The organism is Variovorax sp. Varisp53 (assembly GCF_059491555.1).
On record NZ_CP168512.1, the window covers coordinates 6,344,266 to 6,369,877 of the forward strand.

Annotated in this window: 23 protein-coding genes and 1 tRNA gene; 9 read left to right on the forward strand and 15 right to left on the reverse strand. The window is 68.2% G+C overall.

The genetic code is table 11. From position 1 onward, the window contains the following. Nucleotides 1-152 precede the first annotated feature (152 nt). From ACEOAB_RS29895 to ACEOAB_RS29915, 5 genes are all read right to left on the reverse strand, one after another. Nucleotides 153-1,322 carry an ABC transporter substrate-binding protein gene (locus tag ACEOAB_RS29895; RefSeq protein WP_413751048.1) on the reverse strand — a complete coding sequence of 390 codons (1,170 nt, stop codon included), beginning with the start codon at nucleotides 1,320-1,322 and terminating at the stop codon, nucleotides 153-155. Nucleotides 1,323-1,447: 125 nt separating this feature from the next. Then, entirely contained in the window at nucleotides 1,448-2,263 is an 816-nt protein-coding gene (locus tag ACEOAB_RS29900) for an alpha/beta fold hydrolase (RefSeq protein ID WP_056600162.1), read from the reverse strand. Nucleotides 2,264-2,417: 154 nt separating this feature from the next. Continuing rightward, nucleotides 2,418-3,965, reverse strand: coding sequence for a benzoate-CoA ligase family protein (locus tag ACEOAB_RS29905; RefSeq protein WP_413750815.1), 1,548 nt, complete (start codon nucleotides 3,963-3,965; stop codon nucleotides 2,418-2,420). Nucleotides 3,966-3,996: 31 nt separating this feature from the next. After that, nucleotides 3,997-5,547: a 3,4-dehydroadipyl-CoA semialdehyde dehydrogenase gene (locus ACEOAB_RS29910; protein WP_413750814.1), complete on the reverse strand. Its 1,551-nt coding sequence runs from the start codon at nucleotides 5,545-5,547 to the stop codon at nucleotides 3,997-3,999. Beyond that, nucleotides 5,547-6,032 carry a DUF4863 family protein gene (locus tag ACEOAB_RS29915; RefSeq protein ID WP_413750813.1) on the reverse strand — a complete coding sequence of 162 codons (486 nt, stop codon included), beginning with the start codon at nucleotides 6,030-6,032 and terminating at the stop codon, nucleotides 5,547-5,549. Before ACEOAB_RS29915 ends, ACEOAB_RS29910 begins: the two co-directional genes overlap by 1 nt. A 163-nt stretch (nucleotides 6,033-6,195) precedes the next feature. Here ACEOAB_RS29915 and ACEOAB_RS29920 point away from each other — a divergent pair, with 163 nt between their 5' ends. The 5 genes from ACEOAB_RS29920 to ACEOAB_RS29940 all read left to right on the forward strand — a co-directional run bounded on the left by ACEOAB_RS29920 (nucleotide 6,196) and on the right by ACEOAB_RS29940 (nucleotide 12,575). Continuing rightward, nucleotides 6,196-7,143 carry a helix-turn-helix transcriptional regulator gene (locus ACEOAB_RS29920; protein ID WP_413750812.1) on the forward strand — a complete coding sequence of 316 codons (948 nt, stop codon included), beginning with the start codon at nucleotides 6,196-6,198 and terminating at the stop codon, nucleotides 7,141-7,143. A 420-nt stretch (nucleotides 7,144-7,563) separates the two neighbouring features. Beyond that, nucleotides 7,564-9,240 (forward strand): 2,3-epoxybenzoyl-CoA dihydrolase, encoded by a 1,677-nt coding sequence (boxC, locus tag ACEOAB_RS29925; protein WP_056600174.1) that lies wholly within the window; start codon nucleotides 7,564-7,566, stop codon nucleotides 9,238-9,240. Between the two features lie 31 nt (nucleotides 9,241-9,271). Beyond that, nucleotides 9,272-10,699: a benzoyl-CoA 2,3-epoxidase subunit BoxB gene (gene boxB / locus ACEOAB_RS29930; protein WP_056600176.1), complete on the forward strand. Its 1,428-nt coding sequence runs from the start codon at nucleotides 9,272-9,274 to the stop codon at nucleotides 10,697-10,699. A 135-nt stretch (nucleotides 10,700-10,834) separates the two neighbouring features. Then, the gene (gene boxA / locus ACEOAB_RS29935; RefSeq protein WP_495653326.1) at nucleotides 10,835-12,121 is read left to right on the forward strand and encodes a benzoyl-CoA 2,3-epoxidase subunit BoxA; all 1,287 of its coding nucleotides are present in this window, start codon (nucleotides 10,835-10,837) and stop codon (nucleotides 12,119-12,121) included. A gap of 10 nt (nucleotides 12,122-12,131) precedes the next feature. Next, complete coding sequence (locus ACEOAB_RS29940) at nucleotides 12,132-12,575, forward strand: MaoC family dehydratase (RefSeq protein ID WP_413751275.1); 444 nt, start codon at nucleotides 12,132-12,134, stop codon at nucleotides 12,573-12,575. Between the two features lie 78 nt (nucleotides 12,576-12,653). On the opposite strand, the gene ACEOAB_RS29945 is transcribed toward ACEOAB_RS29940, so the two are convergent. From ACEOAB_RS29945 to ACEOAB_RS29955, 3 genes are all read right to left on the reverse strand, one after another. Beyond that, a complete protein-coding gene (locus ACEOAB_RS29945) occupies nucleotides 12,654-13,118 on the reverse strand; it encodes an adhesin (protein WP_413751276.1) in 465 nt (154 codons plus the stop codon). Nucleotides 13,119-13,295: 177 nt separating this feature from the next. Continuing rightward, nucleotides 13,296-14,336 (reverse strand): alpha/beta hydrolase family protein, encoded by a 1,041-nt coding sequence (locus ACEOAB_RS29950; RefSeq protein ID WP_495653327.1) that lies wholly within the window; start codon nucleotides 14,334-14,336, stop codon nucleotides 13,296-13,298. A 94-nt stretch (nucleotides 14,337-14,430) separates the two neighbouring features. After that, nucleotides 14,431-15,549 (reverse strand): AraC family transcriptional regulator, encoded by a 1,119-nt coding sequence (locus tag ACEOAB_RS29955; protein WP_413749417.1) that lies wholly within the window; start codon nucleotides 15,547-15,549, stop codon nucleotides 14,431-14,433. 106 nt (nucleotides 15,550-15,655) lie between these two features. On the opposite strand from ACEOAB_RS29955, the gene ACEOAB_RS29960 reads away from it, so the two are divergent. From ACEOAB_RS29960 to ACEOAB_RS29970, 3 genes are all read left to right on the forward strand, one after another. Then, a complete protein-coding gene (locus ACEOAB_RS29960; protein ID WP_413749418.1) occupies nucleotides 15,656-16,117 on the forward strand; it encodes an RrF2 family transcriptional regulator in 462 nt (153 codons plus the stop codon). Continuing rightward, complete coding sequence (locus ACEOAB_RS29965; RefSeq protein WP_413749419.1) at nucleotides 16,107-17,009, forward strand: NAD(P)/FAD-dependent oxidoreductase; 903 nt, start codon at nucleotides 16,107-16,109, stop codon at nucleotides 17,007-17,009. Before ACEOAB_RS29960 ends, ACEOAB_RS29965 begins: the two co-directional genes overlap by 11 nt. A gap of 63 nt (nucleotides 17,010-17,072) precedes the next feature. Next, nucleotides 17,073-17,148 (forward strand) — tRNA-Gly (locus ACEOAB_RS29970). Nucleotides 17,149-17,200: 52 nt separating this feature from the next. Here the strand turns inward: ACEOAB_RS29970 and fahA are convergent. From fahA to ACEOAB_RS30005, 7 genes are read right to left on the reverse strand one after another with little or no spacing between them, the layout of a single operon-like run. Continuing rightward, nucleotides 17,201-18,523: a fumarylacetoacetase gene (fahA, locus tag ACEOAB_RS29975; RefSeq protein WP_413749420.1), complete on the reverse strand. Its 1,323-nt coding sequence runs from the start codon at nucleotides 18,521-18,523 to the stop codon at nucleotides 17,201-17,203. Between the two features lie 10 nt (nucleotides 18,524-18,533). Beyond that, nucleotides 18,534-19,340, reverse strand: a complete 807-nt coding sequence (locus ACEOAB_RS29980) for a cyclase family protein (protein WP_007832619.1) — start codon at nucleotides 19,338-19,340, stop codon at nucleotides 18,534-18,536. Nucleotides 19,341-19,392: 52 nt separating this feature from the next. Continuing rightward, nucleotides 19,393-20,187, reverse strand: coding sequence for an ABC transporter permease (locus ACEOAB_RS29985; RefSeq protein ID WP_082572484.1), 795 nt, complete (start codon nucleotides 20,185-20,187; stop codon nucleotides 19,393-19,395). Further along, nucleotides 20,184-20,954: an ABC transporter permease gene (locus ACEOAB_RS29990; RefSeq protein ID WP_056600204.1), complete on the reverse strand. Its 771-nt coding sequence runs from the start codon at nucleotides 20,952-20,954 to the stop codon at nucleotides 20,184-20,186. The genes ACEOAB_RS29985 and ACEOAB_RS29990 overlap by 4 nt, the downstream gene beginning before the upstream one ends. Continuing rightward, nucleotides 20,947-21,804, reverse strand: coding sequence for an ABC transporter ATP-binding protein (locus tag ACEOAB_RS29995; RefSeq protein WP_413749421.1), 858 nt, complete (start codon nucleotides 21,802-21,804; stop codon nucleotides 20,947-20,949). Before ACEOAB_RS29995 ends, ACEOAB_RS29990 begins: the two co-directional genes overlap by 8 nt. Further along, nucleotides 21,801-22,745: an ABC transporter substrate-binding protein gene (locus ACEOAB_RS30000; protein ID WP_413749422.1), complete on the reverse strand. Its 945-nt coding sequence runs from the start codon at nucleotides 22,743-22,745 to the stop codon at nucleotides 21,801-21,803. Before ACEOAB_RS30000 ends, ACEOAB_RS29995 begins: the two co-directional genes overlap by 4 nt. After that, a complete protein-coding gene (locus tag ACEOAB_RS30005; RefSeq protein ID WP_413749423.1) occupies nucleotides 22,742-23,494 on the reverse strand; it encodes a TetR/AcrR family transcriptional regulator in 753 nt (250 codons plus the stop codon). The genes ACEOAB_RS30000 and ACEOAB_RS30005 overlap by 4 nt, the downstream gene beginning before the upstream one ends. 100 nt (nucleotides 23,495-23,594) lie before the next feature. Here ACEOAB_RS30005 and ACEOAB_RS30010 point away from each other — a divergent pair, with 100 nt between their 5' ends. Then, nucleotides 23,595-25,589 (forward strand): acetoacetate--CoA ligase, encoded by a 1,995-nt coding sequence (locus ACEOAB_RS30010; protein WP_413749424.1) that lies wholly within the window; start codon nucleotides 23,595-23,597, stop codon nucleotides 25,587-25,589. Nucleotides 25,590-25,612: the final 23 nt, after the last annotated feature.

Consider the following 25,612-nt stretch of genomic DNA (forward strand, 5'->3'; position numbering starts at 1 on the left):
GGTCATCCCTGTGAGACCGAAAGAGAGCGTGGCGCGATGGCGCCCGCGATGTTCGGGAGACACCGCGGAACCGGCTTTGCCGGGCCGCAGGTGTCGCCCCCGGCGAGGGGGAAGGCGAAGCGACACGAAGTGCGCGTAGCCTGGGGGAGTGCCTACATCCTGCAGCCGCGGGCCGGGTCGGCGAGGCCCTTGATCGCCGTGCTCACCAGCTTGTTCTCTTTGCCTTCCACCTTGCGCAGGTAGATGTCCTGCACCGGGTTGTGCGACTTGCTCACCGTGAAGGTGCCGCGCGGGCTGTCGATCTTCGCCTTCTCGATGGCGGCCGTGAACTCGGCCTTCTTCGAGATGTCGCCCTTGGTGGCGGCAAGGCCCACGCCCAGCATCTGCGCCGCGTCGTAGCCTTGCACCGCGTACACGTCGGGCTGCAGCTTGAAGGCCTTGGCATAGCCGACGCGGAAGGTGTTGTCGCGCGTGGTGTTCAGGCCGTCGGCGTAGTGCAGCGTGGTCAGCATGCCCTGTGCAGATTCGCCCTGCGCGTCGAGCGTGCCGTCGGTCAGGAAGCCGGGGCCGTACAGCGGAATGGTCTTGTTCAGGCCGGCGGCCTGGTAGTCCTTCACGAACTTCACCGCGCCGCCGCCGGCGAAGAAGGCGTACACCGCGTCGGGCTTGGCCGCCGCGATCTCGGTCAGCAGCGCCTGGAATTCCACGTTGGGGAAGGGCAGCGTGAGCTGCTTGTCGACCTTGCCGCCGTTCTTCTCGAAGCCTTCCTTGAAGCCTGCAACCGACTCGTCGCCGGCCGCGTACTTCCAGGTGATGGTCATCGCCTTCTTCTTGCCCTGCTGCTTGGCCGCCACCTCGCCCATGGCGTAGGCCGGCTGCCAGTTGCTGAACGAGCTGCGGAAGATGTTGGGCGCGCACATCGGGCCGGTCACCGCGTCGGCACCGGCATTGGGCACGATCAGCACGGTGCCGCTTTCCTTCGCGGCCTTGGCCATGGCCATGGCGACGCCCGAGTGCACGGTGCCCACGATCACGTCGACGTTGTCGCGCTTGATGAGCTTGTTGACGTTGTCGGTGGCCTTGGCAGGGTCGGACTCGTCGTCGACCTTGAAGTATTCGATCTCGCGGCCGGCGAGCTTGCCGCCGTGCTCGTCCACGTAGAGCTTGAAGCCGTTCTCGATGGCCACGCCCAGGGCGGTGTAGGTGCCGCTGTAGGGCAGCATCAGACCGACCTTGAGCTTGCCTTGCTGGGCGTGGCCCAGCGTGGCGATGCAGGCCAGGGCGAGGGCCGTCAGGGTGGTGCGGGCGATGCGGGTGCTCATGTGATCTCCTGGCGTGATATTGAAATAAAAGGGGAACGGCTTGAAGACGGGCGACGGGTTGGGGCGCGTGTCTTCACGACGCGCTGCCGCTGGCACAGATACTTTAAGGGTAAATCATTTATCTCTCAAACACGAGTTTTCCCTGACCGGGGATTACGGTCCTCCACGAATGAAACGGTCGCCACTATCACTTTTTCCGGCTGGTCGCGATGCGGGGAATGCCCGCAGTCAGGCAGCTCCAGCAGCTCGGTGCCCGGCACGCGCCTGGCGATGCCGCGAATCTGCGCGAGTGTGCCGTACTCATCGTCGATACCCTGCATAGCAAGAATCGGGCAACGGATGCCATCGAGCTCGGCTTCGATGTTCCATTGCCTGAAAGGCGGATGGAGCCAGACGCGGTTCCAGCCCCAGAAGGCCGAATCGACGTCGTCGTGATAGCGGCCCAGCTTCTTCGGCAGGTCGGTCTCCAGGTAGGCCAACCGGGCCTGCTCGATGTTGGCCACCGTCACGTCCTCGACGAAGATGTGCGGCGCCAGCAGCACCAGGCCGGCCACGCGCTCGGGGAAGCGCGCCGCATACAGCATCGAGATCGAGGCGCCGTCGCTGTGGCCGAAGAGCCAGGGCTTCTCGTCGTCGAGGTCGAGCGCGGCGAAGAGGGCGGGCAGCACTTCATGCGCCTGGCGGTGCATGAAGTCGACGTCCCAGGTCTCGTCGCGGGCGCGCGGGGTGGAGCGGCCGTAGCCCGGGCGCGAGAAGACGAGGCCGCGGGCGTTGGCGGCTTCGCAGACCTTCGCGGGGAAGTCCTTCCACATGGCGATGGAGCCGAGGCCTTCGTGGAGGAAGACGATCAATGGCGCATTGGTGCGTTCGGGGGAGATCCATTGGCACTCGATCTGCACGGGGCGGCCGCGCCAGTCGATGGTGGCGAAGTGGGGGGTCATTGCGCGGCCTCCGGCTGTTGCTCCTTCCCCCTTTGGGGGAAGGTTGGGATGGGGGCAAGCGGCGCCTGCAAGGGCTGCGCGTGCATGAAGGCCGATGCCCCCACCCCGGCCCTCCCCCAGCGGGGGAGGGGGAAAGAGGAAGACGGGGTGCGTATCACGCCTGCTTTTCCCGCTCGCGCAGCCTGAACCGCTGGATCTTCCCCGTCGCCGTCTTCGGCAGCTCGCTCACGAACTCCAGGAACCGCGGGTACTTGTACGGCGCGAGGCGTTCCTTGACGAAGGCCTTCAGCTCTTCCTCGGTCACCGCGGCGCCGTCCTTCAGAACGACGAAGGCCTTGGTCTTCGTCAGCCCTTCGGCGTCCTCCTTGCCGATCACCGCGGCCTCAAGCACCGCCGGGTGCTGCATCAGCGTGGCCTCGACCTCGAACGGTGACACGTAGATGCCGCTGACCTTCAGCATGTCGTCGCTGCGCCCGGCGTAGGTGTAGTAGCCGTCGGCGTCGCGCGTGTACTTGTCGCCGCTCTTGGTCCAGCCGCCCTGGAAGGTCTCGCGCGACTTCTCGCGGTTGTTCCAGTACATCAGCGCCGAACTCGGGCCGCGGATGTAGAGGTCGCCCACCTCGCCGTCGGCCACGGGGCGGCCGTCCTCCCCGCGCAGCTCGACCTCGTAGCCCTCCACCGGCCGGCCGGTGGTGCCGTAGCGCACGTCGCCGGGGCGGTTGGAGATGAAGATGTGCAGCATCTCGGTCGAGCCGATGCCGTCGATGATCTCGCAGCCGAAGTGCGCCTTGAAGCGCTGCGCGAGCTCGCCGGGCAGCGCCTCGCCGGCCGAGGAGCACATGCGCAGGGCCACGGCTTCGCGCGCCGGCAGCTTCGGCGAGGCGAGCATGCCAGCGAAGCCGGTGGGCGCGCCGAAGAACACGGTGGGCTTGTGCTCCACCCAGCGGCGGAAGGTGGCGTCGGGCGTGGGCCGCTCGGCCATCAGCACCACGGTGGCGCCGACCGACAGCGGGAAGGTCAGCGCATTGCCGAGCCCGTACGCGAAGTACATCTTGGCGGCCGAGAAGCACACGTCGTTTTCGGTGAGGCCGAGCACGGGCTTGCCGTAGAGCTCGGCCGTCCACCACAGGTTGGCGTGCGTGTGGACCGTGCCCTTGGGCTTGCCGGTGGAGCCGGAGGAGTAGAGCCAGAAGCCGGGGTCGTCGGAGGCGGTCGACGCCGGCGATGCCAGGGGCGGGGCGGCGGCGAGCGCGGCCTCGAATTCCTGTGCGCCCTCAGGCAGCGCACCCGTGGGCTGCGACACGATCAGCGTCTGCACTTCATGGCCGCCGCGCGCCATCGCCTGCTGCAGCGTCGGCAGCAGTGCGCCGGACACCAGCACGGCCTGCGCGCGGCTGTGATCGAGCATGTAGGCGTAGTCGTCGGGCGTGAGCAGCGTGTTGACGGCCACGGGCACCACGCCGGCATAGAGGCAGCCGAGAAAGCTCACCGGCCAGTCGTTGCCGTCGAGCATCAGCAGCAGCACGCGCTCTTCGCGGTGGATGCCTGCCGCCTTCAATGCGGCGGCGAGGCGGCGCGCGCGGTTTTCGAGCTGGCCGTAGCTCAGCGTGCCGCGGTCGTCGATGTAGGCGGTGCGATCGGCGCGGCCGCGATTGAGGGCGAACAGGTGCTCGGCGAAGTTGAATCGTGTGGGCAGGGTCATGGTCTTGTCTCCTTCAGCCGTGTCTCTCGTTCTAGAGGCCGAGTGCGGTGAGCACGCCGGGGCTTGCCTGCACCGCGCTTCGGCGGTGATAGAAATCGAGCGCGCGCAGGCCGCCCAGTTCGGCGCCGCCGCCCGCGCGGCCGGGACCGCCGTGCAGCGACATCGGCATCACGTTGCCGTGGCCCGTGTGGGCCTGCGCCACCTCGGGGGTGATGACGTGCACGCGGCCGTGGCTCGGTGCGACCGACAGCGCGGCCTGCGCGAGCGCGGCGTCGTCGCTGCCATACAGGGAGGTCACGAGCGAGCCCTGGCCGCGGTGCGCAAGTGCGATGCCGTGCGCGAGATCGCGGTACGGCAGCAGCGTGGCCACCGGCCCGAACACTTCCACATCGTGCACACGCTGCGCCGCATCGGCGTCGCGCGCGCCCAGCAGCACGGGGCCGATGCAGGCGGCCACCTTCGGGTCGGCATCGATCAGCGGCTTGTTGCGGCTGTCGTGCAGCACGGTGGTCTGCGTGGCCAGCGCGTCGAGGCCGTCGCGTACCGCATTCAGCTGAGCGCGGCTCACGAGCGAGCCCATGCGCACGCTCTCGTTGCGCGGATTGCCCACCGTGATGCCCGCGAGCTTGGCGCCGATGGCTTCGGCCGCGGCGTCGTACACCTCGGCCGGCACCAGGATGCGGCGGATGGCGGTGCACTTCTGGCCCGACTTCACCGTCATCTCGCGCACCACTTCGCGCACGAGCAGGTTGAAGGCCTCGCTGCCAGGCGCGGCGCCGGGCAGCAGCAGGGCGCTGTTGAGGCTGTCGGCCTCGATGTTCACGCGCACCGAGCGCTCGGCCACCGCAAGGTGCGAGCGGATCACCGCGGCCGTCTCGGCCGAGCCGGTGAACGAGGCCACGTCGAAGGGCTGCTGCGCATCCATCAATCCGGCCGAGCTGCCGCAGACGATGGACAGCGCGCCGGCGGGCAGCACGCCCGCATCGACCACGTCCTTCACCATGCGCTGCGTGAGCCACGCGGTGGCCGTAGCGGGCTTCACGATCACGGGCACGCCCGACAGCAGTGCGGGCGCGGCCTTTTCCCACAAGCCCCACGACGGAAAGTTGAAGGCGTTGATGAACAGCGCCACGCCTTGCGTCGGCACCTGCAGGTGCTGCGACTGGAACACCGGCTCCTTGCCGAGCTTGACTGCGTCGCCGTCGCGCAATGCACGCACGTCGCCGAGCGTGTCGCCCCACTTGGCGTACTGGCCGAGCGTGAAGATCGCGCCGTCGATGTCGACTGCCGAGTCGTTCTTCACGGTGCCGGAGTTGGCGGTGGCGATGTCGTAGTAGGCGTCGCGGTTGGCCTGCAGCACTTTCACGATGGCTGCGAGCAGCCCGGCGCGCTGGCGGTAGGTGAGGGCGCGCAACGCATTGCCGCCCTGTTCGCGGGCGAAGGCGAAGGCTTCGGGCAGGTCGAGGCCGGTGGCGTCGACGCGTGCGAGCTCGGTGCCCAGCACCGGGTCGAACAGGGGCGTGCCGGCGCCCGATCCGCTTTGCCAGCGGCCGGCGACGTGGTTTTGGAGGAGTTCGGTCATCAGGAGAACTTGATCTGCCCTTCGGGCAGCAGATAGAGAACGAGTGCGCGGCCTTGCGCCACGGTCGGGCGGTGCGCGGTGCCGGGCCCGTAGACGCACCAGCCTGCGGGGCGCCCGTCGAAGGTGGCGCTGCTCTCCAGCGGCATGATCAGGTCGATCTCGCCGTTCGGATGCGTGTGGTGCGGCCCGGCGATGTCCTGCATGTCGACCACGTCGACCGAAAATCGGTGCAGCGCGTCCTCGGCCTTGAAGACGCGGCCGTATCGGATGCCGCCGCCCTCGCGCTCGCACAGCCAGCCTTCGGCGACGCCGCCGATGCAGGCCTGGCGCAGCTGCTCGAAGCGGGCGCTGCCTGCGCCGTGGGTGGCGTTGAGCCACTGGTCGAGCGCGCTGTCGAGCGGCCTGCCGGCGATCTCGGCGGTCAAGCCTGCAATCAGCTGGTGAAATGCTTCCTTGCCTGTGGCGGCGGTGCTTCGGTCGGACATCGTGGGGCCTCGAGCTTTTGAACTACCTTGCAGAATCGCTGCGCGTGCAGTATCTTGCGTGTGCCCGAACGATAAGCAGCGAGACAATGAGTGTCAAGCAATATAGTGCATCTATGGTGTTTACCCTGAGCGCGCACAATTCCGGCGAAGAACGAGGAATTGCATGAACGAGCATGTAGACGCGGTGCTGGCCACCGCGCCGGAAAGTGGCGGCCCCGGCAACGGCGTTGCGCCTGCAGGAGAGGCGAAGAACCCGCTGCTGGCGGCATTGGGCGATCGGGTGCGCAACCTGCGCGCGCAGCGCGGCCTCACGCGCAAGGCCGTGGCCGTCGCAGCCGAGGTGTCGGAGCGCCACCTCGCCAACCTCGAATACGGCATCGGCAACGCGTCGATCCTCGTGCTGCAGCAGGTGGCCGGCGCACTGCACTGCTCGCTGGCCGAACTGGTGGGCGACGTGACGACCAGCTCGCCCGAGTGGCTGCTGATCCGCGAGCTGCTCGAACACCGCAGCGAAGCCGACCTGCGCCGCGTGCGCGTGGCGCTCGGCGAACTGCTGGGCACCGCCTCGGTCGATCCGGCGCGGCACCGCCGCATCGCGCTCGTGGGCCTGCGCGGCGCGGGCAAGTCGACGCTGGGGCAGATGCTGGCGGAAGACCTGGAAATTCCCTTCATCGAGCTGAGCCGCGAGATCGAGAAGCTCGCGGGCTGCAGCGTGCGCGAGATCCACGACCTGTACGGCACCAACGCCTACCGCCGCTACGAGCGCCGCGCGCTGGAAGAGGCGGTGCAGATCTACAGCGAAGTGGTGATCGCCACGCCGGGCGGCATCGTGTCCGACCCGGCCACCTTCAACGAGCTGCTCGCGCATTGCACCACCGTGTGGCTGCAGGCCGCGCCCGAGGAGCACATGGGCCGCGTGGCCGCACAGGGCGACACCCGTCCGATGGCCGCGAGCAAGGAAGCGATGGAAGACCTGCGCCGCATCCTGAACGGCCGCGCCGCCTTCTATTCGAAGGCGGACCTGTCAGTGGACACCAGCGGCAAGACGCTGGCGCAGAGCTTCCAGGCACTGCGGGCCGCGACCCGCCAATCGATGGGGCTGGGCGGCTGATACGCACCGGGGGTGCATGTTCAGGGCGCGCTCACGCCGACGGGGTACCTTGCTCCGCGAATGTCCCCCGCCCTTCGGGCTCCTCCTTTATTTCGCTGCGCAAGGCACCCCGCCGTCGTGAGCGTTCAGAGCACTGGTTGATTGGCTGCGAACCCGCAGCGTGCCCTGTGCGCAGGGCATCGGGTGCTCCCCGCAGCGAAATAAAGGAGGAGCCCGAAGGGCGGGGGACATTCGCGGAGGGGAGTACCCGGTGGCCTGCGCACTTCCCCGAATCCTCAGCCCAGCCCGAAATCTGAAAAAAAGCACAACAGGCATTGACTTGCCTGAATACATGCAGCATGATGCATGTCATCGGAGCAGTAAAGTGCATTATCTTTCCTGTTCACGGTTTCCGAACACTGCCCCACAGGAGACTTCCGCATGACCGACATCACCACGCTCCAGGCGCCCCCGCGCGTCGACTACCGCACCGAGCCCGGCCGATACCGCCACTGGTCGCTGAGCTTCGACGGCGCCATCGCGCGCCTCGTGCTCGACATCGCGGAAGACGGCGGCATCCGCCCCGGCTACAAGCTCAAGCTCAACAGCTACGACCTGGGCGTGGACATCGAACTGAACGACGCGCTCAACCGCGTGCGCTTCGAGCACCCCGAAGTGCGCAGCGTGATCGTCACCAGCGGCAAGGACCGCATCTTCTGTTCGGGCGCCAACATCTTCATGCTCGGCGTCTCCGGCCATGCCTGGAAGGTCAACTTCTGCAAGTTCACCAACGAGACCCGCAACGGCATCGAAGACACCTCGAAGCACTCGGGCCTCAAGTTCCTCGCGGCCGTGAACGGCGCCTGCGCCGGCGGCGGCTACGAACTGGCGCTGGCCTGCGACGAGATCCTGCTGGTGGACGATCGCTCCTCCGCCGTCTCGCTGCCCGAAGTGCCGCTGCTCGGCGTGCTGCCCGGCACCGGCGGCCTGACCCGCGTGACCGACAAGCGCCACGTGCGCCATGACCTGGCCGACATCTTCTGCACCAGCGTCGAAGGCGTGCGCGGGCAGCGCGCGGTCGACTGGCGCCTGGTCGACGCGGTGGCCAAGCCCGCGCAGTTCGCCGCCGCGGTGCAGGAGCGCGCTTCGCAACTCGCGGCCGGCAGCGACCGCCCGGCCAACGGCAAGGGCGTGGCGCTGACCCGCCTGCAACGCACCGACAGCGCCGACGGCATCGCGTACTCGAACGTCAACGTGCAGATCGACCGCAGCAAGCGCACCGCGACCATCACCATCAAGGCGCCCACCGGCGCGCAGCCGACCGACATCGCCGCCATCGAAGCTGCGGGTGCCGCCTGGTGGCCGCTCGCCATGTGCCGCGAACTCGACGACGCCATCCTCAACCTGCGCACCAACGAGCTCGACATCGGCACCTGGCTGCTCAAGACCGAGGGCGACGCTGCCGCCGTGCTCGCGTCGGACGCAGTGATGCTCGCCAACAAGGACCACTGGCTGGTGCGCGAAACCATCGGCGCGCTGCGCCGCACGCTGGCGCGGCTGGACGTGTCGTCGCGCAGCCTGTTCGCGCTGGTGGAGGCCGGTTCGTGCTTCGCCGGCACGCTGGCCGAGCTGGCTTTCGCGGCCGACCGCACCTACATGCTCGCGCTGCCTGACGACGCCGATCGGGCACCGAAGCTCACGCTGAACGAATTCAACTTCGGCTTCTTCCCGATGGTGAACGACCAGAGCCGCCTGCAGCGCCGCTTCTATGAAGAAGCCGCGCCGCTCGAGGCCGCGCGCACCGCCGCCGGCAAGCCGCTCGACGCCGACGAGGCGCTGAAGCTCGGCCTCGTGACCGCCGCGCCCGACGACATCGACTGGGACGACGAGATCCGCATCGCCATCGAAGAGCGCGCCGCCATGTCGCCCGACGCGCTCACCGGCCTCGAAGCCAACCTGCGCTTCGCAAGCAAGGAGAACATGGCCACCCGCATCTTCGGCCGGCTCACCGCCTGGCAGAACTGGATCTTCAACCGCCCCAACGCCGTCGGTGAAAAGGGTGCGCTGAAGGTCTACGGCACCGGCGAGAAGGCCGGCTTCGACATGAACCGCGTTTGAACTGGCAGCCTGAACAACCCAAGGAACAACGATGAGCACGATCAACTACAGCGAGAAGATCCCCAACAACGTCAACCTCGGCGAAGACCGCACGCTGCAGCGCGCGCTCGAAGGCTGGCAGCCGAACTTCATCAACTGGTGGGACGACGTGGGCCCCGAGGGCTCGACCAACCACGAGGTGTACCTGCGCACGGCCGTGAGCGTCGATCCGCAGGGCTGGGCACAGTTCGGCCACGTGAAGATGCGCGACTACCGCTGGGGCATCTTCCTGAACCCGGGCGACGCCAACCGCGAGATCCATTTCGGCGACCACAAGGGTGAAAAAGCCTGGCAGGACGTGCCCGGCGAGCACCGTGCCAACCTGCGCCGCATCATCGTGACGCAGGGCGACACCGAGCCCGCATCGGTCGAGCAGCAGCGCCACCTGGGACTGACCGCGCCCAGCATGTACGACCTGCGCAACCTGTTCCAGATCAACGTGGAAGAAGGCCGCCATCTGTGGGCCATGGTCTATCTGCTGCAGAAGCACTTCGGCCGCGATGGCCGCGAAGAAGCCGACGCGCTGCTGCAGCGCACCTCGGGCGACGCCAACAACCCGCGCATCCTGGGCGCCTTCAACGAGAAGACGCCCGACTGGCTCGCGTTCTTCATGTTCACCTACTTCACCGACCGCGACGGCAAGTTCCAGCTGGCCGCGCTGGCCGAGAGCGCGTTCGACCCGCTGGCGCGCACCACGAAGTTCATGCTGACCGAAGAAGCGCACCACATGTTCGTGGGCGAGAGCGGCGTGTCGCGCGTCATCGCGCGCACCGCGCAGGTGATGAACGAGCTCAAGACCGACGACGCGCAGAAGATCCGCGCCGCCGGCTGCATCGACCTGGGCACCATCCAGCGCTACCTGAACTTCCACTACAGCGTGACCATCGACCTGTTCGGCGCCGACCAGTCGAGCAACGCCGCCATCTTCTACAGCTCGGGCCTGAAGGGCCGCTACGAAGAAGGCAAGCGCGACGACGACCACGTGCTCAAGGGCCAGACCTACAAGGTGCTCGAGGTGAAGGACGGCCAGCTCGTCGAGAAGGACGTGCCGATGCTCAACGCGCTGAACGAAGTGCTGCGCGACGACTTCATCAAGGACTCCGTGGCCGGCGTCGGCCGCTGGAACAAGGTGCTCGAGAAGGCTGGCATCCCGACCCGCCTGACCGTGCCGCACAAGGCCTTCAACCGCCAGATCGGTGCGCTCGCCGGCATCAAGATGTCGCCCGAAGGCCGCGTGGTGAACGACATCGAATGGGCCGCCAAGCGCGACGAATGGTTGCCGAGTTCCGAGGACTTCGCTTTCGTGGCATCGTTGATGGGACGCGTGGTCGAGCCGGGCAAGTTCGCCGGCTGGATCTCGCCGCCGGTGATGGGTATCAACCGCCAGCCGGTGGATTTCGAGTACGTGCGTTTCGGCTGATCGGGTATTTCGGTATTGCTCCTTCCCCCACTGGGGGAAGGCTGGGATGGGGGCACGCGGCGATAGCGCCCACGACAGAGGCCGTTTGCCCCCACCCAACCCTCCCCCAGAGGGGGAGGGCTCTAGGAGAACAACATGGACATGGCCGTTGAAGCCGGGATCATCAAGCAGCACCTGATCGACCCCGAGATCTGCATCCGCTGCAACACCTGCGAGGCCATCTGCCCCGTCAACGCGATCACGCACGACGACAACAACTACGTCGTGCGCGCGGACGTCTGCAATGGCTGCATGGCCTGCATCTCGCCGTGCCCGACGGGCTCGATCGACAACTGGCGCACGATGCCGGTGGTGCGCGCGTACTCGATCGAGGAACAGCTCACCTGGGAATCGCTGCCCGCCGAACTCTCGTCGGAAGAGCTCGAAGCCGCCGGCGTGTCCGCGGAAGTGGCCGGCGACCCCGCGGCCGCCTTGCCCGCCCAGACGCAAGCCCAGGCGGCCGCCGAATCGATCGAGCCGGCCTTCAATTCGGCGCAATACGGCGCCACCGTGCCGCCCTGGTCGGCCGCGCACGCGTACACCAATCTCTTCCCGCCGAAGACGCCGACCACCGCCACCGTGGTCGGCAACTTCAACTGCACCGAGGCGGGCTTCGACAGCGAGACCCACCACATCGTGCTCGACTTCGGCGTGGTGCCGTTCCCGGTGCTCGAAGGCCAGTCGATCGGCATCGTGCCGCCGGGTGTCGATGCCATCGGCAAACGCCACCATGCGCGCCAGTACTCGGTGGCCAGCCCGCGCAACGGCGAGCGGCCCGGCTACAACAACGTCTCGCTCACCGTGAAGCGCGTGACCGAGGACCACGAAGGCGACCCGGTGCGCGGCGTGTGCTCCAACTACGTGTGCGACCTGAAGGTGGGCGACACGGTGCAGGTGGTCGGGCCCTTCGGCTCGTCGTTCCTGATGCCGAACCACCCCAAGTCGCACATCGTGATGATCTGTACCGGCACCGGCAGCGCGCCGATGCGTGCCATGACCGAATGGCGCCGCCGCCTGCGCAAGAGCGGCAAGTTCGAGGGCGGCAAGCTGATGCTGTTCTTCGGCGCGCGCACGCAGCAGGAGCTGCCGTACTTCGGTCCGCTGCAGTCGCTGCCCAAGGACTTCATCGACATCAACCTCGCGTTCTCGCGCACGCCGGGAAGCCCCAAGCGCTACGTGCAGGACCTGATGCGCGAGCGTGCCGCCGACCTGGCCGCGCTGCTGAAAGATGGCGCGAGCCACTTTTATGTGTGCGGCCTGAAGAGCATGGAAGAGGGCGTGGTGCTCGCACTGCGCGACGTGGCGAAGGAAGCGGGGCTCGATTGGGACACGGTCGGCGCCGCCTTGAAGCGCGAAGGCCGCCTGCACCTCGAAACGTACTAGGCTGCGGCGGATGAAGTTCGCCGACTTCCATGCGGGCCAGGTCATCGAGGCCGGGCCCTATGTGCTCACCGAAACGGAGCTCCTGCAGTTCGCGCGGGCCTACGACCCGCAGTGGTTCCACACGGATGCCGAGGCGGCGGCCGGCAGCTCCTTCGGCGGGCTGATCGCCAGCGGCTGGCACACGTGCTCGATCGCGATGCGGCTGGCTGTCGATGCAGCGCTTGCCGGTTCCGAATCGTTCGCCTCGCCCGGGCTCGACCACGTGCGCTGGCCGAATCCCGTGCGGCCCGGCGATGCGCTGCGGCTGGTGGCCGACGTGACCGAGGTGCGCCGCTCCGAAAAGCGCCCGACGCTCGGCATCCTGCGCTGGCGCTGGCGGCTCTTCAACCAGCGCGAGCTGATGGTGCTCGACGTGGCGGTCACCAGCCTGTTCAAGCTCAAGCCAGCCGACTGAGGCGTTCGCCCAAAAAAAAGCCCGCAACGCGCGAGCGCTGCGGGCTTTTTGTCCGGCCTGGGCCGGCGGGCCGATTGATTACTTCTTGATGTCGATGGCGCCCGAGCCCTGGGCCTTGCCGCTCGCCTTCGCGCCAGCACTCGACGGCTTCACGGCATTGGTGGCCGAACCCACGGCGCCGGTTGCACCATTCAGCGTGCTGCCTACGGTGTTCGTTACGCCGCCTGCCGCATTCGTGGCACCGCTGACCGCGCCAGTGGCACCGCCCAGCACGCCACCGACGGCGCTGCCCACACCGCCTGTCGCGCTGCCGGCCGTGTCGGACGTGGCAGCACCGGCATTCGTGTTCGCGCCTGCGGCCGCACCTGTGCGTGCCGCGGCACCGCCATGGGTGGAGCCGGCGCCTGCAGCGCCCGAGGTGTTCACGTCTGCATTGACCCCCACGCCGACCCCGACGCCTTGCGCCTGGGCTGCGCCGCCGACGGCCAGGAGGCCTGCGAGCACGGCGCCGAGGAAGATGCGGTTGTGTTGCTGTTGCTTCATGGGTGACTTTTCCTTTCGTAGCTGGTCACGATTTCAAGAACCGACCGGGGTTCGGTCGACTCGGGTGCAACCATGGCCGGGCCGACCTTTGTCGCCATGTGCGCAACAGTCGCCCACGCGTGTGGGAACTGGCTGTCGGCGAAACAGGAGGCTCGAACGTTGCCCCCGCGGTGCGAATCATGGCAGCAGATGCGTGCTGAAGAAGGCCGTTGTCTTCTGGTTAACTTCCGGTAACACGCTGGCGCGGTCGAAACCCGGCGGGTCGTTGAGCATGTCGCCGACCAGTCCCGTGAGGTCCGGCGGTAGCGGAGACAACAGCGAGCCGTGCCCGCCGGTCGGCATGTCCGCGATCAGCTCGCAGCGTGGCAGGCAGGCCGCAAGCACCCGGTCGCTGTGGAAGCGCGGGATCAGCCAGCGGTCCTGCCTGGCGGTGATCAGGCCGAGCGGCACGCGCGGCGCCGCGAGCGAGGCCAGGTCGAAATCGGCGGAAGAGGGCACGCCCGCCACGATGGCCGCGATGCGCGGATCGATGTGCTCGCGCGGCGCGGCGTCGTCGCCGAAGCGGTGGCGGATGACGAGCAATGCGGCCCATTTCCTGATGCCGTCGAGCGGCCCGCCGGTCAGCCGCGTGATGAGGCCTACGCAGGACTGGAAGTCGTTCACCAGGTCGGCCTCGCAGTGCCGGGCGAACGCGGCCGGCGACCAGCGCCCGCCCGCGAGGCTCAGGGCCGTATGGCCACCCGCCGACATGCCGTACATGCCGACCTTGTCGAGCCGCAGCAGCGGCGCGAAGCGCGGGTCGCGCGCCACCGCGTCGATGGCGCGCGACACCTCGGCCGGGCGCATGGTCCAGCTGTCGGGGCCGGGATCGCTGTCGTCCTTGTAGTTGTCGGCCCTGTGCTCGGGCATGGCGACGACGAAACCGGCCTCGACCAGGCTGCGCGCGATGTCCGCATGCACCCCCGGCGCGCCGCCCGAACCGTGCGAGACGATCACCAGCCGGCCGTTGCCGGGTGCCGGCTCGCCCTGCGCGGCCACGTCGAGCGTGAAGCGGGCACGCCGGGTCGGCTGGGGCGCGTCGGTGGACGGATAGAACACCGTGACCGGGCCGTCGCCGGGCGCGGCGGGAAGTTCCACCATGCCCATGGAGGCTTGCGCCCAGCCGCAGCAAAGCGCCAGGAGCAGGAAGAAGAGAGAGGAAAAAGAAAAACGTCGCATCGGGTGGTTCCTTGCCTTTGAAGGCCCGCACGATGCCGGGGCGCCGCTGCCGCGTCTTGCCGAAAGCCGCAAGTGCGGGTTTTGGCGAGAGATTTCAGGATTCGGCCAGCTTCTGCCTGCGGAATTCGGAGGGCGTGAGGCCCGTGGCGACCTTGAATGCGCGGTTGAACGGGCCGATGGACTGGAAGCCCGCGGTCAACGCGATGGTGAGCACCGGCAGTTCGCGCTTGGAAGGATCGGCCAGCGCCGCCATCGCTTCGGCCAGGCGGAGGCCGTTGACGAAGGCGTTGAAGTTGCGGTGGCCCAGCCGCTGGTTGATGAGGCGGCGCAGGCGGTACTCGGGCACCGACAGCCGGGCGGCCAGGTTGGCGATGCTCAGGTCTTCGCTGCGGTAGGCATGTTCCACCGCCATGGCGTGCCGCAAGGATTCCGCGAGGCGGTCCTCGGCGGGGTCGGGGGCTTGTTCGGGCTCGGGTTCCGCAGGCGCGACAGGGACTGGTGCGACGGCCTCGTGCGCGGGAATCGCAACGGGCGCCCGTGAAGCCGGAAACAGCTCCGATCCCGCCAGCCGCACCATCCGCCACGCCACCACGGCCACGATCAGCAGCAGCATCGCCACATCGGCCGTCGCCGACAGGTTCGACAGCCGGCCCTGCGGCGAGGCCAGCCGCACGGCCAGCATGCCGATGCTGTAGCCGACGCCCGCCACCACGATGAACACGCGCAGCCGACGCCGTCCCTCCACCAGGTCTGCCCGCCACTGCGAAGCCGCCGCCATCGCAGCCAGCACCGCGAACACCAGCGGCACCGCGCGCTGCAGGCCCATCGTCACCGGCGCGAGCACCGAGGCGCTGCCTGCCACGACCGCGCAATTGAGTGCCGCCAGCGCAGCCACCGCGAGCCACGCGGCGACGTGCAGCGGCCGCAGCCGGAAGTCGTCGTCGAACAGCGCTTGCACGAACACCCAGAACAGCACGGCATTGCCGACGGAGACCGCGACAAAGGGCGCTTGCCACCCGCGCGGCACGAGCGCTTCGAACAGCGGCGCGGAGCCGATGGCCTGCATGCACAGGCCGAGCGCGAGCAGTACGCCCGCCCGCGCGACCGTCAGGCGAGGGCGGTCGCGCCCGAGGACCAGCGCGAGCACGAGCAGCAGGGCCAGCAGCACGCCGCGCAGGACGGCGTCGAGCAGGGTGGTCGGTGTGGACGTCATGGCGGGGTCGATTCTCGTGCCTGTGCCGTGACAAACGATGCGGCATGCCGAACTCCCGAAGACCCTTCGGCATGCCATGGAAAACTTATGCAACTAATAATGTTGCATGAAACGAGACAGCAAGCTTTCAGGCGTTCTCCATGTGCTGCTGCACATGGCCGAGATGAACGCCCCCGTCACGTCCGAGTCGCTGGCGGCCGCGATGCACACCAACCCGGTTGTCGTGCGCCGCGTCATGGCCGGCCTGCGGCAGGCGGGGTTCGTCAGTTCGGCCAAGGGCCACGGCGGCGGCTGGGTGCTGTCGTGCTCGTTGGCGGCGGTGACGCTGGGCGACATCCACAACGCCGTCGGCGCGCCCGCGCTGCTGGCCATGGGCAACCGCACCGAGAGCCCGGGCTGCATCGTCGAGCAGGCCGTGAACGCGGCGCTCGACGGCGCCCTCCAGGACGCCGAGGCGCTGCTGCTGAAGCGCTTCAACAGCATCACGCTGGCCGATCTTTCCGGGGACTTCCACCGCCGCATGACAGGCGGCGGCTTCACGCAGAAGGACATTGAACATGCGTCATGACGCTATGATCGTGGGCGGCAGTTTTGCCGGCCTTTCGGCTGCGATGCAGCTGGCTCGCGCGCGCAGGAACGTGTGCGTCGTCGACGCGGGCGCGCCGCGCAACCGCTTCGCCGCAGCGTCGCACGGCTTCTTCGGACAGGACGGCACGCCGCCGCTGAAGATGATTGCCGACGCGCGCGACAAGCTGCTCGCCTATCCGTCCGTCGAGTTCATCAAGGGCAGTGTGGTGGCCGCGAGTGCGGATGGCGCCGATGGCTTCACGGTGTCGTTGCACGGCGGGGAAAAGATCTCGACGCACAAGCTGCTGCTGTCGTTCGGCGTGCAGGACGGCCTGCCCGACATCGCCGGTATCGGCGAGCGTTGGGGCAAGAGCGTGCTGCACTGTCCCTACTGTCATGGCTACGAGTTCGGCGGCCGCTCGCTGGGCTTGCTTTTCCACAGCGGCGCGCCGGCGGACCATGCGCTGCTGATCGCCGAGTGGGGCTCGACCACGCTCTTCCTCAATGGCGGCGAAGGGCCCGACGCCGAAGTGCGTGCGAGGCTGCGGTCGCGCGGCGTGGCCATCGAGCCGGGACGCATCGCCGGCCTGGAAGGACAAGGGACGGACCTGGCCGGCGTGCGCATCTACGATGGCCGGCTCGTGCCGGTCGAGGCGATGTTCGTGGCGCCGCACACGCGCCCGACCAGTCCGCTCGCCGAACAACTCGGCTGCGCCTTCGACGACGGCCCGATGGGCCGCGTGCTGCGCGTCGACGCGATGAAGATGACGACGGTGCCCGGCGTCTATGCGGCAGGCGACCTCGCCATGGCGTTCAGCAATGCCACGCTGGCCTCGGCCGATGGGTTGATGGCCGGCGTATCGATGCATCGGTCGCTGGTATTCGGTGCTTGAACGAACTTTTTTCTCGGGCTCGGTAAAACCGATCTAAATTCACCCTATAATCGAGGGCTCCACGCGGGAGTAGCTCAGTTGGTAGAGCGCAACCTTGCCAAGGTTGAGGTCGAGAGTTCGAGACTCTTCTCCCGCTCCAAATTAAAGAAAAGGCCACCTCATCGGGTGGCCTTTTTCTTTGGTGCTTCTGCTCAACGCCTGGCCGGCAGCACCGTTCCACGGCTCTCCCCGAAACCGATGCGCGCATGCCCCGGCTTCTCGCACCAGCCGCGCAGCAGCACCGCATCGCCGTCTTCAAGAAAACCACGCTGCTCGCCATTGGCCAGCGTCACCGGGCTTTGCGCTGCGCGCGTCAGCTCGATGATCGCGCCAGCCTCGCCCGCGCCGGGCCCCGAGATCGTGCCGCTGCCGAACAGGTCGCCCGGGTTCAGGCTGCAGCCGCCCATCGTGTGGTGCGCCACCATCTGCGCGACGCTCCAATACTGGTGCCTGAAGCTCGTGGACGACAGGCGCGACGGCCCGGCCTTGTCCTTGCGCGCCTTCTCGCTTTCGAGCCAGACCTCCAGGCGGATGTCGAGCGCGCCGCTCTCGCGGTTCGCCGCACTTTCCAGATACGCGAGCGGCTGGGGCTCGTGGGCCGCCCGCGTCCAGGCCTGGCGGTAGGGCGCGAGCGCTTCCATCGTCACGATCCACGGCGAGATCGTGGTCGCGAAGTTCTTCGCCAGGAACGGCCCGAGCGGCGCCATCTCCCAGAACTGGATGTCGCGCGCCGACCAGTCGTTGAGCAGGCAGATGCCGAAGATGTGTTCGTCCGCGCGTTCGAGCGGAATGGGTTCGCCCTGCGGGTTGCCGGTGCCGATCCACACGCCGAGCTCCAGTTCGTAGTCGAGCCGCGCGCAGGCCTGGTACGTGGGCGCCTTCGCGCCTGGCGCCATCGCCTGCCCCATCGGCCGGTGAAAGCGCTGGCCGCTCACGCCGATGGTCGAGACGCGCCCGTGGTACGCGGTCGGAATCCAGCGGAAGTTGGGCGTCACGTCGCCGTCGGGGTTCATCAGGCGGCTGATGTTCAGCGCATGGTCGATCGATGTGTAGAAGTCGGTGTAGTCGCCGATGCGCGCGGGCACGGTGTATTCGACCTCGGCCTGCGGCACCAGGCATTCGCGCACGGCCTGCACCGTGGCCACGGGCGCGTCGTTCTTCAGCAGGTCGAACAGCGCGTGGCGCAACGCCTTCCATGCGGAGTGGCCGAGCGCGAAGAAGTCGTTCAATGCCGGCAACGCGGCGGCGCGCGCCGCGTCGAGCGCCAGGCCGTCGAGCTGCTGGCGCGCGACCAGCGCGGCGAGGTCGAGCACCTCGCCGCCGATGGCGATGCCGCCGCGAAACGGCTCGGCGCTGCCGGCGCGGCGGAACACAGCGTGCGGCAGGTTCTGGATCGGGAAGTCGCCGCCTGCCGCATTGGCCGATTCGACCCAGCTGCGTGCGTGGACGTCGTGCGTGCGGTTGAGCGCGTTCATGAACCGGCCCTCACACCGACGCCATCAACGCATCGTCGAAGATCGCCACGGCGCGCGTCCACCCGGCCGACGCGCCGCGGATCTTGTGCGGGAAGCAGCTGATGAAGAAGCCCGTGGGCGGCAGCGCCTCGAGGTTGTGCAGCTTCTCGATGTGGCAATAGCCGATGTCGCGCCCGGCCTTGTGGCCTTCCCAGATCAGCGAGGCATCGTGCGTCTCGCCGTACTTCTTCGCGGTGTGCACGAAGGGCGCGTCCCAGCTCCATGCGTCGGTGCCCGTGAGGCGCACGCCGCGTTCCAGCAGGTACATCGTCGCCTCGTAGCCCATGCCCGCGCCGGCCGACACGTAGTCGGGATGGCCGTAGCGCGAACCGGCGCGCGTGTTGACCACCACGATCTCCAGCGGGCTCAGCGTGTGGCCGATGCGCTTGAGTTCGGCCTCGACGTCGTCGGCCGTGACCACGTAGCCATCGGCGAAGTGCCGGAAGTCGAGCTTCACGCCCGGCTGGAAGCACCATTCGAGCGGCACGTCGTGGATGGCGATGGCGGGCTTCTTCTCGCCCAGCGCCTTGTCCATGGTCGAGTGGAAGTGATAGGGCGCATCGAGGTGCGTGCCATTGTGCGTCGACAGCTGCACCAGTTCCACGGCCCAGCCTTCGCCGTCGGGCAGGTCTTCCTTTTTCAAGCCGGGAAAGAAGGGTTCGATCTGCTCGTAGGTCTGCTCGTGCGTGAAGTACTGGATCTTCGGCGCGAAGGCCGGCGGGTCGGAGAGCACATCGTTCTCGAGAAAGATCGAGAGGTCGACGAATTTGCGTGGCATGAAGAGGCTCCTTGTGAGGTGTTCGTGTTTGGGGGAGAAGCAATCGGGGGAGTCAGGGGCGCTGCCAGCGCAGCAGCCGTTGCTCGGCAAGGGCCAGCAGCGCGTTGCTCACGAAGCCGATCAGCCCGAGCAGCACGATGCCGGCGAACAGGTCGCTGGCGCGGAAGGCGCGCGCAGCCAGCAGGATGGCCTGGCCCAGGCCGCTTTGCGAGGCGATCATTTCGCCCACCACCGCGACGATCAGCGCGATGGTCAGCGCGAGCCGCATGCCGGCCAGGATGTCGGGCATGGCGTTGGGCAGGCCCATCTTCCAGATATACGCCGCGCGCGACATCTGCAGACAGCGCGTCACTTCCGAAAGGCGTGGCTCCACGGCCGCGAAGCCGTGCACCGTGGCCAGCAGCACCGGCCACATCGCGCCGAATGCGACCACGAAGAGCACCATGCCGGGGTTCAGCCCGAAGATGGAGATGGCCAGCGGCAGCAGCGCCGAGGCGGGCAGCGGGCGGATGAATTCCAGCGTCGGCTGCACCCACGCGCGCACCTGGGGCGATACGCCGATGGCCGCGCCCAGCAGCACGCCGAAGAGCGACGCGAGCAGCCAGCCTTCGATCATGCGGCCCACCGTGGCCTGCGTGAAGCCGAGCAGTTCGCCGTTGCCATCGCCTCCCGCGAGATTCAGTCCTTCGAGAAGGCTCGCGAACGTGGCCTGCGGCGTCGGCAGGAACACGCGGCTGACCCAGCCCGCGTTGCTCGCGACCCACCACAGCGCGACGAGCGCCAGCAGAACGCCCAGCGAGCCGAGCCGGTTCAGGCCGATGCGGTCCTTGTTGCCGTTGCCGTTCATGGCTGCACCCCCATGCGCCGCGACACCACGCGCTGCAGCAGCACCATGCCGGCGTTCACCGCGAAGCCCACCACGCCGATCCACACCAGCCACGCGAGCATCAGCGCCGGGTCGAAGCTCTGCTGCGCGATCATCATTGCGTAGCCCATGCCGTTCGGATTGGCCGCGATCTCCACCGTCACGGCCACCACCAGCGCCACCGCCACGCCCAGCCGCAGCGCGACGAACAGGCGCGGCACGATGGCCGGCAGCACGATCTTGAAGGCCCGCTCGCGCGACGACAGGCCCAGCACGCGGCTCACCTCGAGCAGCCGCGGCTCGACTTGCTGCACCGCCGACTGCACCAGCACCAGCAGCGGCCAGAAGGTGGCGAAAGCGACGATGGCCAGCTCCATGCGCACGCCGAAGCCGAAGGTCAGCATGGCGAGCGGAATCAGCGCGACCGAAGGCACGGGGCGCAGTACTTCGATGGAGACCGACCCCAACTGCGCCGCGCGGCGCGAGAGCCCGAGCACCACGCCCAATGCGATGCCGAGCACCGCGCCCAGCAGCAACCCAAGCGCGGCAGTGCCCAGCGTGAAGCCGGTGGCCGTCCAGAGCGAGCCGTCCGTCGCTGCGCCCATGAAGGCCTTGGCCGCAGCGCTGGGCGGTGCGAGCGCGTCGCTGCCCAGTGCGGCCGCGCGCCGCGCGTACCACTCGAAGGCGCCGACCAGCACGACGGGAAACACCCACGGCCGCAGCCAGCGGTAGAGGCGGCTGTCAGTCATGGCCCTGCTCGATGAAGGCGAAGAGTTCGCGCCGCAGATGCAGGTACTCAGGGTGCTCCTTGGTCGAGAGCTGGTCGCGCGGACGCGGAATCTTCACGTCGATCATCCGCGCGAGGCTCGGCCGACCGGGGCCAGGGTTGGCCTGCAGCGCGATCACGCGGTCGCCGAGGTAGATGGCCTCTTCCAGGTCGTGCGTCACGAACAGCACCGTGAGCCCGTCGTCGCGCACCAGCCGCGCCAGTTCGTCCTGCAGGCTCTGCCTCGTGAGGGCGTCCAGCGCGCCGAAGGGCTCGTCCATCATCATCAGCTCGGGCTTCTGTGCGAGGCAGCGGGCGATCTGCGCGCGCTGCTGCATGCCGCCCGACAACTGCACCGGAAACTTCTGCGCATGCTTCGCGAGACCGACCTTGGCGAGCACGTCGGCAATGCGCGGCGCGCGCTCCGCTGCCGGCACGCCGGCCGCTTCCAGTGCGAGGCTCACGTTGCCTTCCACCGTGCGCCAGGGCAGCAGCGCGCGGCCGTAGTCCTGGAACACGAAAGCCACTTCGCGCGAGGGCTCGGTCATCTTCGCGCCGTTGCGCCGCACCTCGCCCGCGCTCGCGCTGACGAGCCCGCTGGCCGCGCGCAGCAGCGTGGTCTTGCCGCAGCCGCTCGGACCGACGATGCAGACGAACTCGCCGCGCGCCACGTCGAAGGAGGTGGGCGAGAGGATCTCGCGTCCGCCGAGGCGGATGGTCACGCCGTCGAAGCGCAGGAAGGGGGTGGCCTGCATCGCGGGGACGGTCGGCGAACGAAAGGCGCTCGCCGACAGTGCGGCGCGCGCGGCGACGGGGGCGGGTGCTGCGATCACTTCGCCACCAGCTTCGCCACGTCGATGCTCGTCTTGAGCATCTCCTGCTCCTTCATCAGCCCGGTCCAGTAGGCGAGCTGCTTTTCCGTCACCACGGGGCCGGGCGGCGAGATCTGCACCTTGGCCAGCACCTCGGGCGGGAGCTTGATGTACTTGCCGATGGCCGCGCGCACCTTGGCGTCGTTCCTCGGCTGCTGCATGAACGAGGCCGATTCGACCAGCGCCTCGCGGAACGCGCGCGCGGCGGCCGGGTTCTTCGCCACCCACTCGCGCTTGGCCGCATGCACGATGGTCTGGTTGTTCTCCGGCAGGAAGGTCGAGTAGTACGAGGCCACGTAGCCCGCACCGCTCTCGGTGATGCGGCTCATGAACGGGTCGGCCGACACCACCGCATCGACCGAGCCGCCGCGCAGCAGGTCGGCGTGCTGCGGGAACGCGGCCTCGACGAAGTTCACCTTGCGGTAGTCCACGCCGCTGTCCTTCAGCCACGCGCGGAAGGTCACGTGCAGGAAGGCGCCGAGGCCCGGCACGCCGATCTTCTTGCCCACGCAGTCCTGCGGGCCCTTGATGCCCGAGCCCGCGCGCGCCACCAGGCCGAAGCCGGTGATCGTCTTCGAGGTGAGGCCGCCGCCGGCCACCAGCACGAGGTCGAGCCCGCCGTCCACCGCCTGCAGGAAGACCGAGGGCGTGGGCCCGCCAATCTGCAGCGAGTCGGACTGCAGCGCCGCCGGGATCGTCGAATTCAGCGGAATGAACTTGAGCTCGACATCGAGGTTGCGCTTCTTGAAGTAGCCCTCTTCGGCCGCGACGAACACCGAGGCGAAGTCGGTCACGGCCGTGTAGCCGAACACGATCTTCGGGTTGGACTGGGCGCGCGAAGGCAGTGCGGCGGCGGCCGATGCCGCGGCAAGCGCCGACAGCAGGGTGCGTCGTTTCATCATGTCTTTTGTCTCCTGGGGGTGGTTCTCGTGCGTGGGGTTCTGGCGGTCTTCGGGCGCGGCAGTGCGGCGCGCAGGCCGCCGACGATGAAGTTCACGAGCATCGGCGCCACGGCCGGGTCGGCGCGCCTGTTCTCGCCGCGCGTGAGGCGTTCGATGCGGCTGTCGTTCAGGTGGTGCAGCAGCGCGCCCAGCGCGAACTGGTAGCCCCATGCCGCCTGGCTGCGCGTGGCGTGCGGCAGCGCGAGGTGCAGCGCGTCGATGTAGGCCTCGGCCAGCGGGTCGAAGTAGCTGCGCAGCACGCGGTCGGCTTCCTCGGTGGCGTGGTAGAGCTCGCGCGCCACCAGCAGCGCGTAGTACTCGCCCTCGGCGCTCGCTCGCAGCGCCAGCACGGGCGCGGTGAAGGCATCGATGATGCGCGGCAGCGTGCGCGCGTCGTCGGGGTCGACGTTCACCGCGGCCAGTCCTGCGAGCCGCGCCTCGATGGAATGGCTCCAGTGTTCGAAGATCGCGTGAAACAGCTCGTGCTTCTGGCCGTAGTAGTAGCCCACCAGCGCCAGCGGCACGCCGGCCTCTTCGGCGATCTGGCGGATCGTCACCACGTGGTAGCCGTGCTGCGCAAAAAGTTTCTCGGCCGCCAGCAGGATCGCCTGCTTGCGGTCGGGCCGCGCGGTCTCGATGGTGACTGCGGCGGGGGCTGGCGTCGCGGCACGCGAGGTGCCGCGCCTTGCGGTGGGTGTGCGGGTGCTCATCGGGGCGTATTGAACGCTTGTACAAAAACATTGAACACGCGTACAAACCCTGAGGTCAACCCCCATTGAGCACGCTCGTTCGCGGCGCTACGCTCGTGCCATGCCCGCCCCCAACATCCCTCAGATCCGCCTTTATCGAGACTGGCTGCGCGAGACGCGCGGCCTGCGCTTCGACAGCTACGACGCCCTGTGGCGCTGGTCCGTCACTGAGCTCGACGCCTTCTGGCAGAGCATCTGGGACTACGCCCGCATCGAGTCGCCCACCCCGCACACGGCCGTGCTCGCCGAGTCGCGCATGCCCGGCGCGCGCTGGTTCCCCGGCGCGCAGGTCAACTACGCCCGCGAGGTGCTGCGCCATGTCGACGCGGCGCACGCGGCCGGCATGCCCGCCATCGTGAGCGACAACGAGCGCGGCGAAGTGCGCGAGATGTCGTGGCCGGAGATGCGGCGCCAGGTCGCGTCGGTCGCGCTCATGCTCAAGTCGCTCGGCGTGCAGCGCGGCGACCGCGTCGCGGCTTACATGCCCAACGTGCCCGAGACCATGGTCGCGTTCCTCGCGTGCTCCAGCATCGGCGCGATCTGGAGCGTGTGCGCGCCCGACATGGGCACGGCCGCCGTGGCCGACCGCTTTCGCCAGATCGAACCCAAGGTGCTGATCGCCGTCGACGGCGTGCACTATGGCGGCAAGCCGCTCGACCGCAGCGCCGTGCTGCAGGAGCTGCGCGGCCAGCTGCCCAGCGTGCAGAAGCTGCTGCTCGTGAAGTCGCCGTATGCCGCCAGCGCTGTGCCGCACGACGTCGAATGGACACAGGCCATCGCGCGCAACGACGCCGAGGTCGCCGCCTTCGAGCCCGAATGGCTGCCCTTCGACCATCCGATCTGGATCGTCTATTCGAGCGGCACCACAGGCCTGCCCAAGCCCATCGTGCACGGGCAGGGCGGCATCATCCTCACCATGCATGCCTGCGGCCTGCACAACGACGTGGGCGCGAGCTACGGCGCCAACAATTTCGGCGAGCGCTACCACTGGTACAGCTCCACGGGCTGGGTCATGTGGAACTCGCAGCTCTCGGGCATGGCCTTCGGCGCCACCATCTGCATCTACGACGGCAACCCGGCGGGCAGCAAGGAGAAGCCCGACTGGGGCGTGCTGTGGCGCTTCGTCGCGAAGCACCGCGTCACCTTCTTCGGCGCAGGCGCGGCCTACTTCACCAACTGCATGAAGTCGGGCCTCGTCGCGAAGGAATGCGGCGATCTCTCGCGCGTGCGTGCGCTCGGCAGCACCGGCTCGCCGCTGCCCGAAGAGGTGCAGCGCTGGGGCTCGCAGCAGATCCTCGATGCGGGCTCGAAGGAGGTGTGGTGGTGCAACATCTCCGGCGGCACCGATTTCTGCGGCGCTTTTGTCGGCGGCAACCGCGACCTGCCCGAAGTGCCGGGCCAGATGCAGTGCCGCGAGCTGGGCCATTCGGTCGAGGCCTGGAACGACAACGGGCAGCCCGTCGTCGGCGAGGTCGGCGAGCTGGTGTGCACCAAGCCGATTCCGTCGATGCCGCTCTACTTCTGGGGCGACGAGGGCAACGCGCGCTACCTGTCGAGCTACTTCGACACCTATCCCGGCGTCTGGCGCCACGGCGACTGGATCAAGATCGGCACCGACGGTGGCTGCATCATCTACGGCCGCAGCGACGCCACCATCAACCGCCAGGGCCTGCGCATGGGCACGAGCGAGATCTACAGCGCGGTCGAGGGCCTGCCCGAGGTGCTCGACTCGATGGTGGTCGATCTCGAATACCTGGGCCGCGACAGCTACATGCCGCTGTTCGTGGTGCTGCGCCCCGGCGTGGCGCTCGACGACGCGATGCGCGCGAAGATCAACAATGCCATCAAGACTTCGCTGTCGCCTCGCTTCGCGCCCAACGACATCTTCCGGGTGGCCGAGATCCCGCGCACGCTCTCGGGCAAGAAGCAGGAGCTGCCGATCAAGAAGCTGCTGCTGGGCCAGCCGATCGAGAAGGTGGTGAACCGCGAGGCGATGGCCAACCCCGGCAGCCTCGACTGGTTCGTGGCCTTTGCCGCGCAGCGTGCCTCCGCATGAGGGGCGCGTGAGCTTCGCGCCCA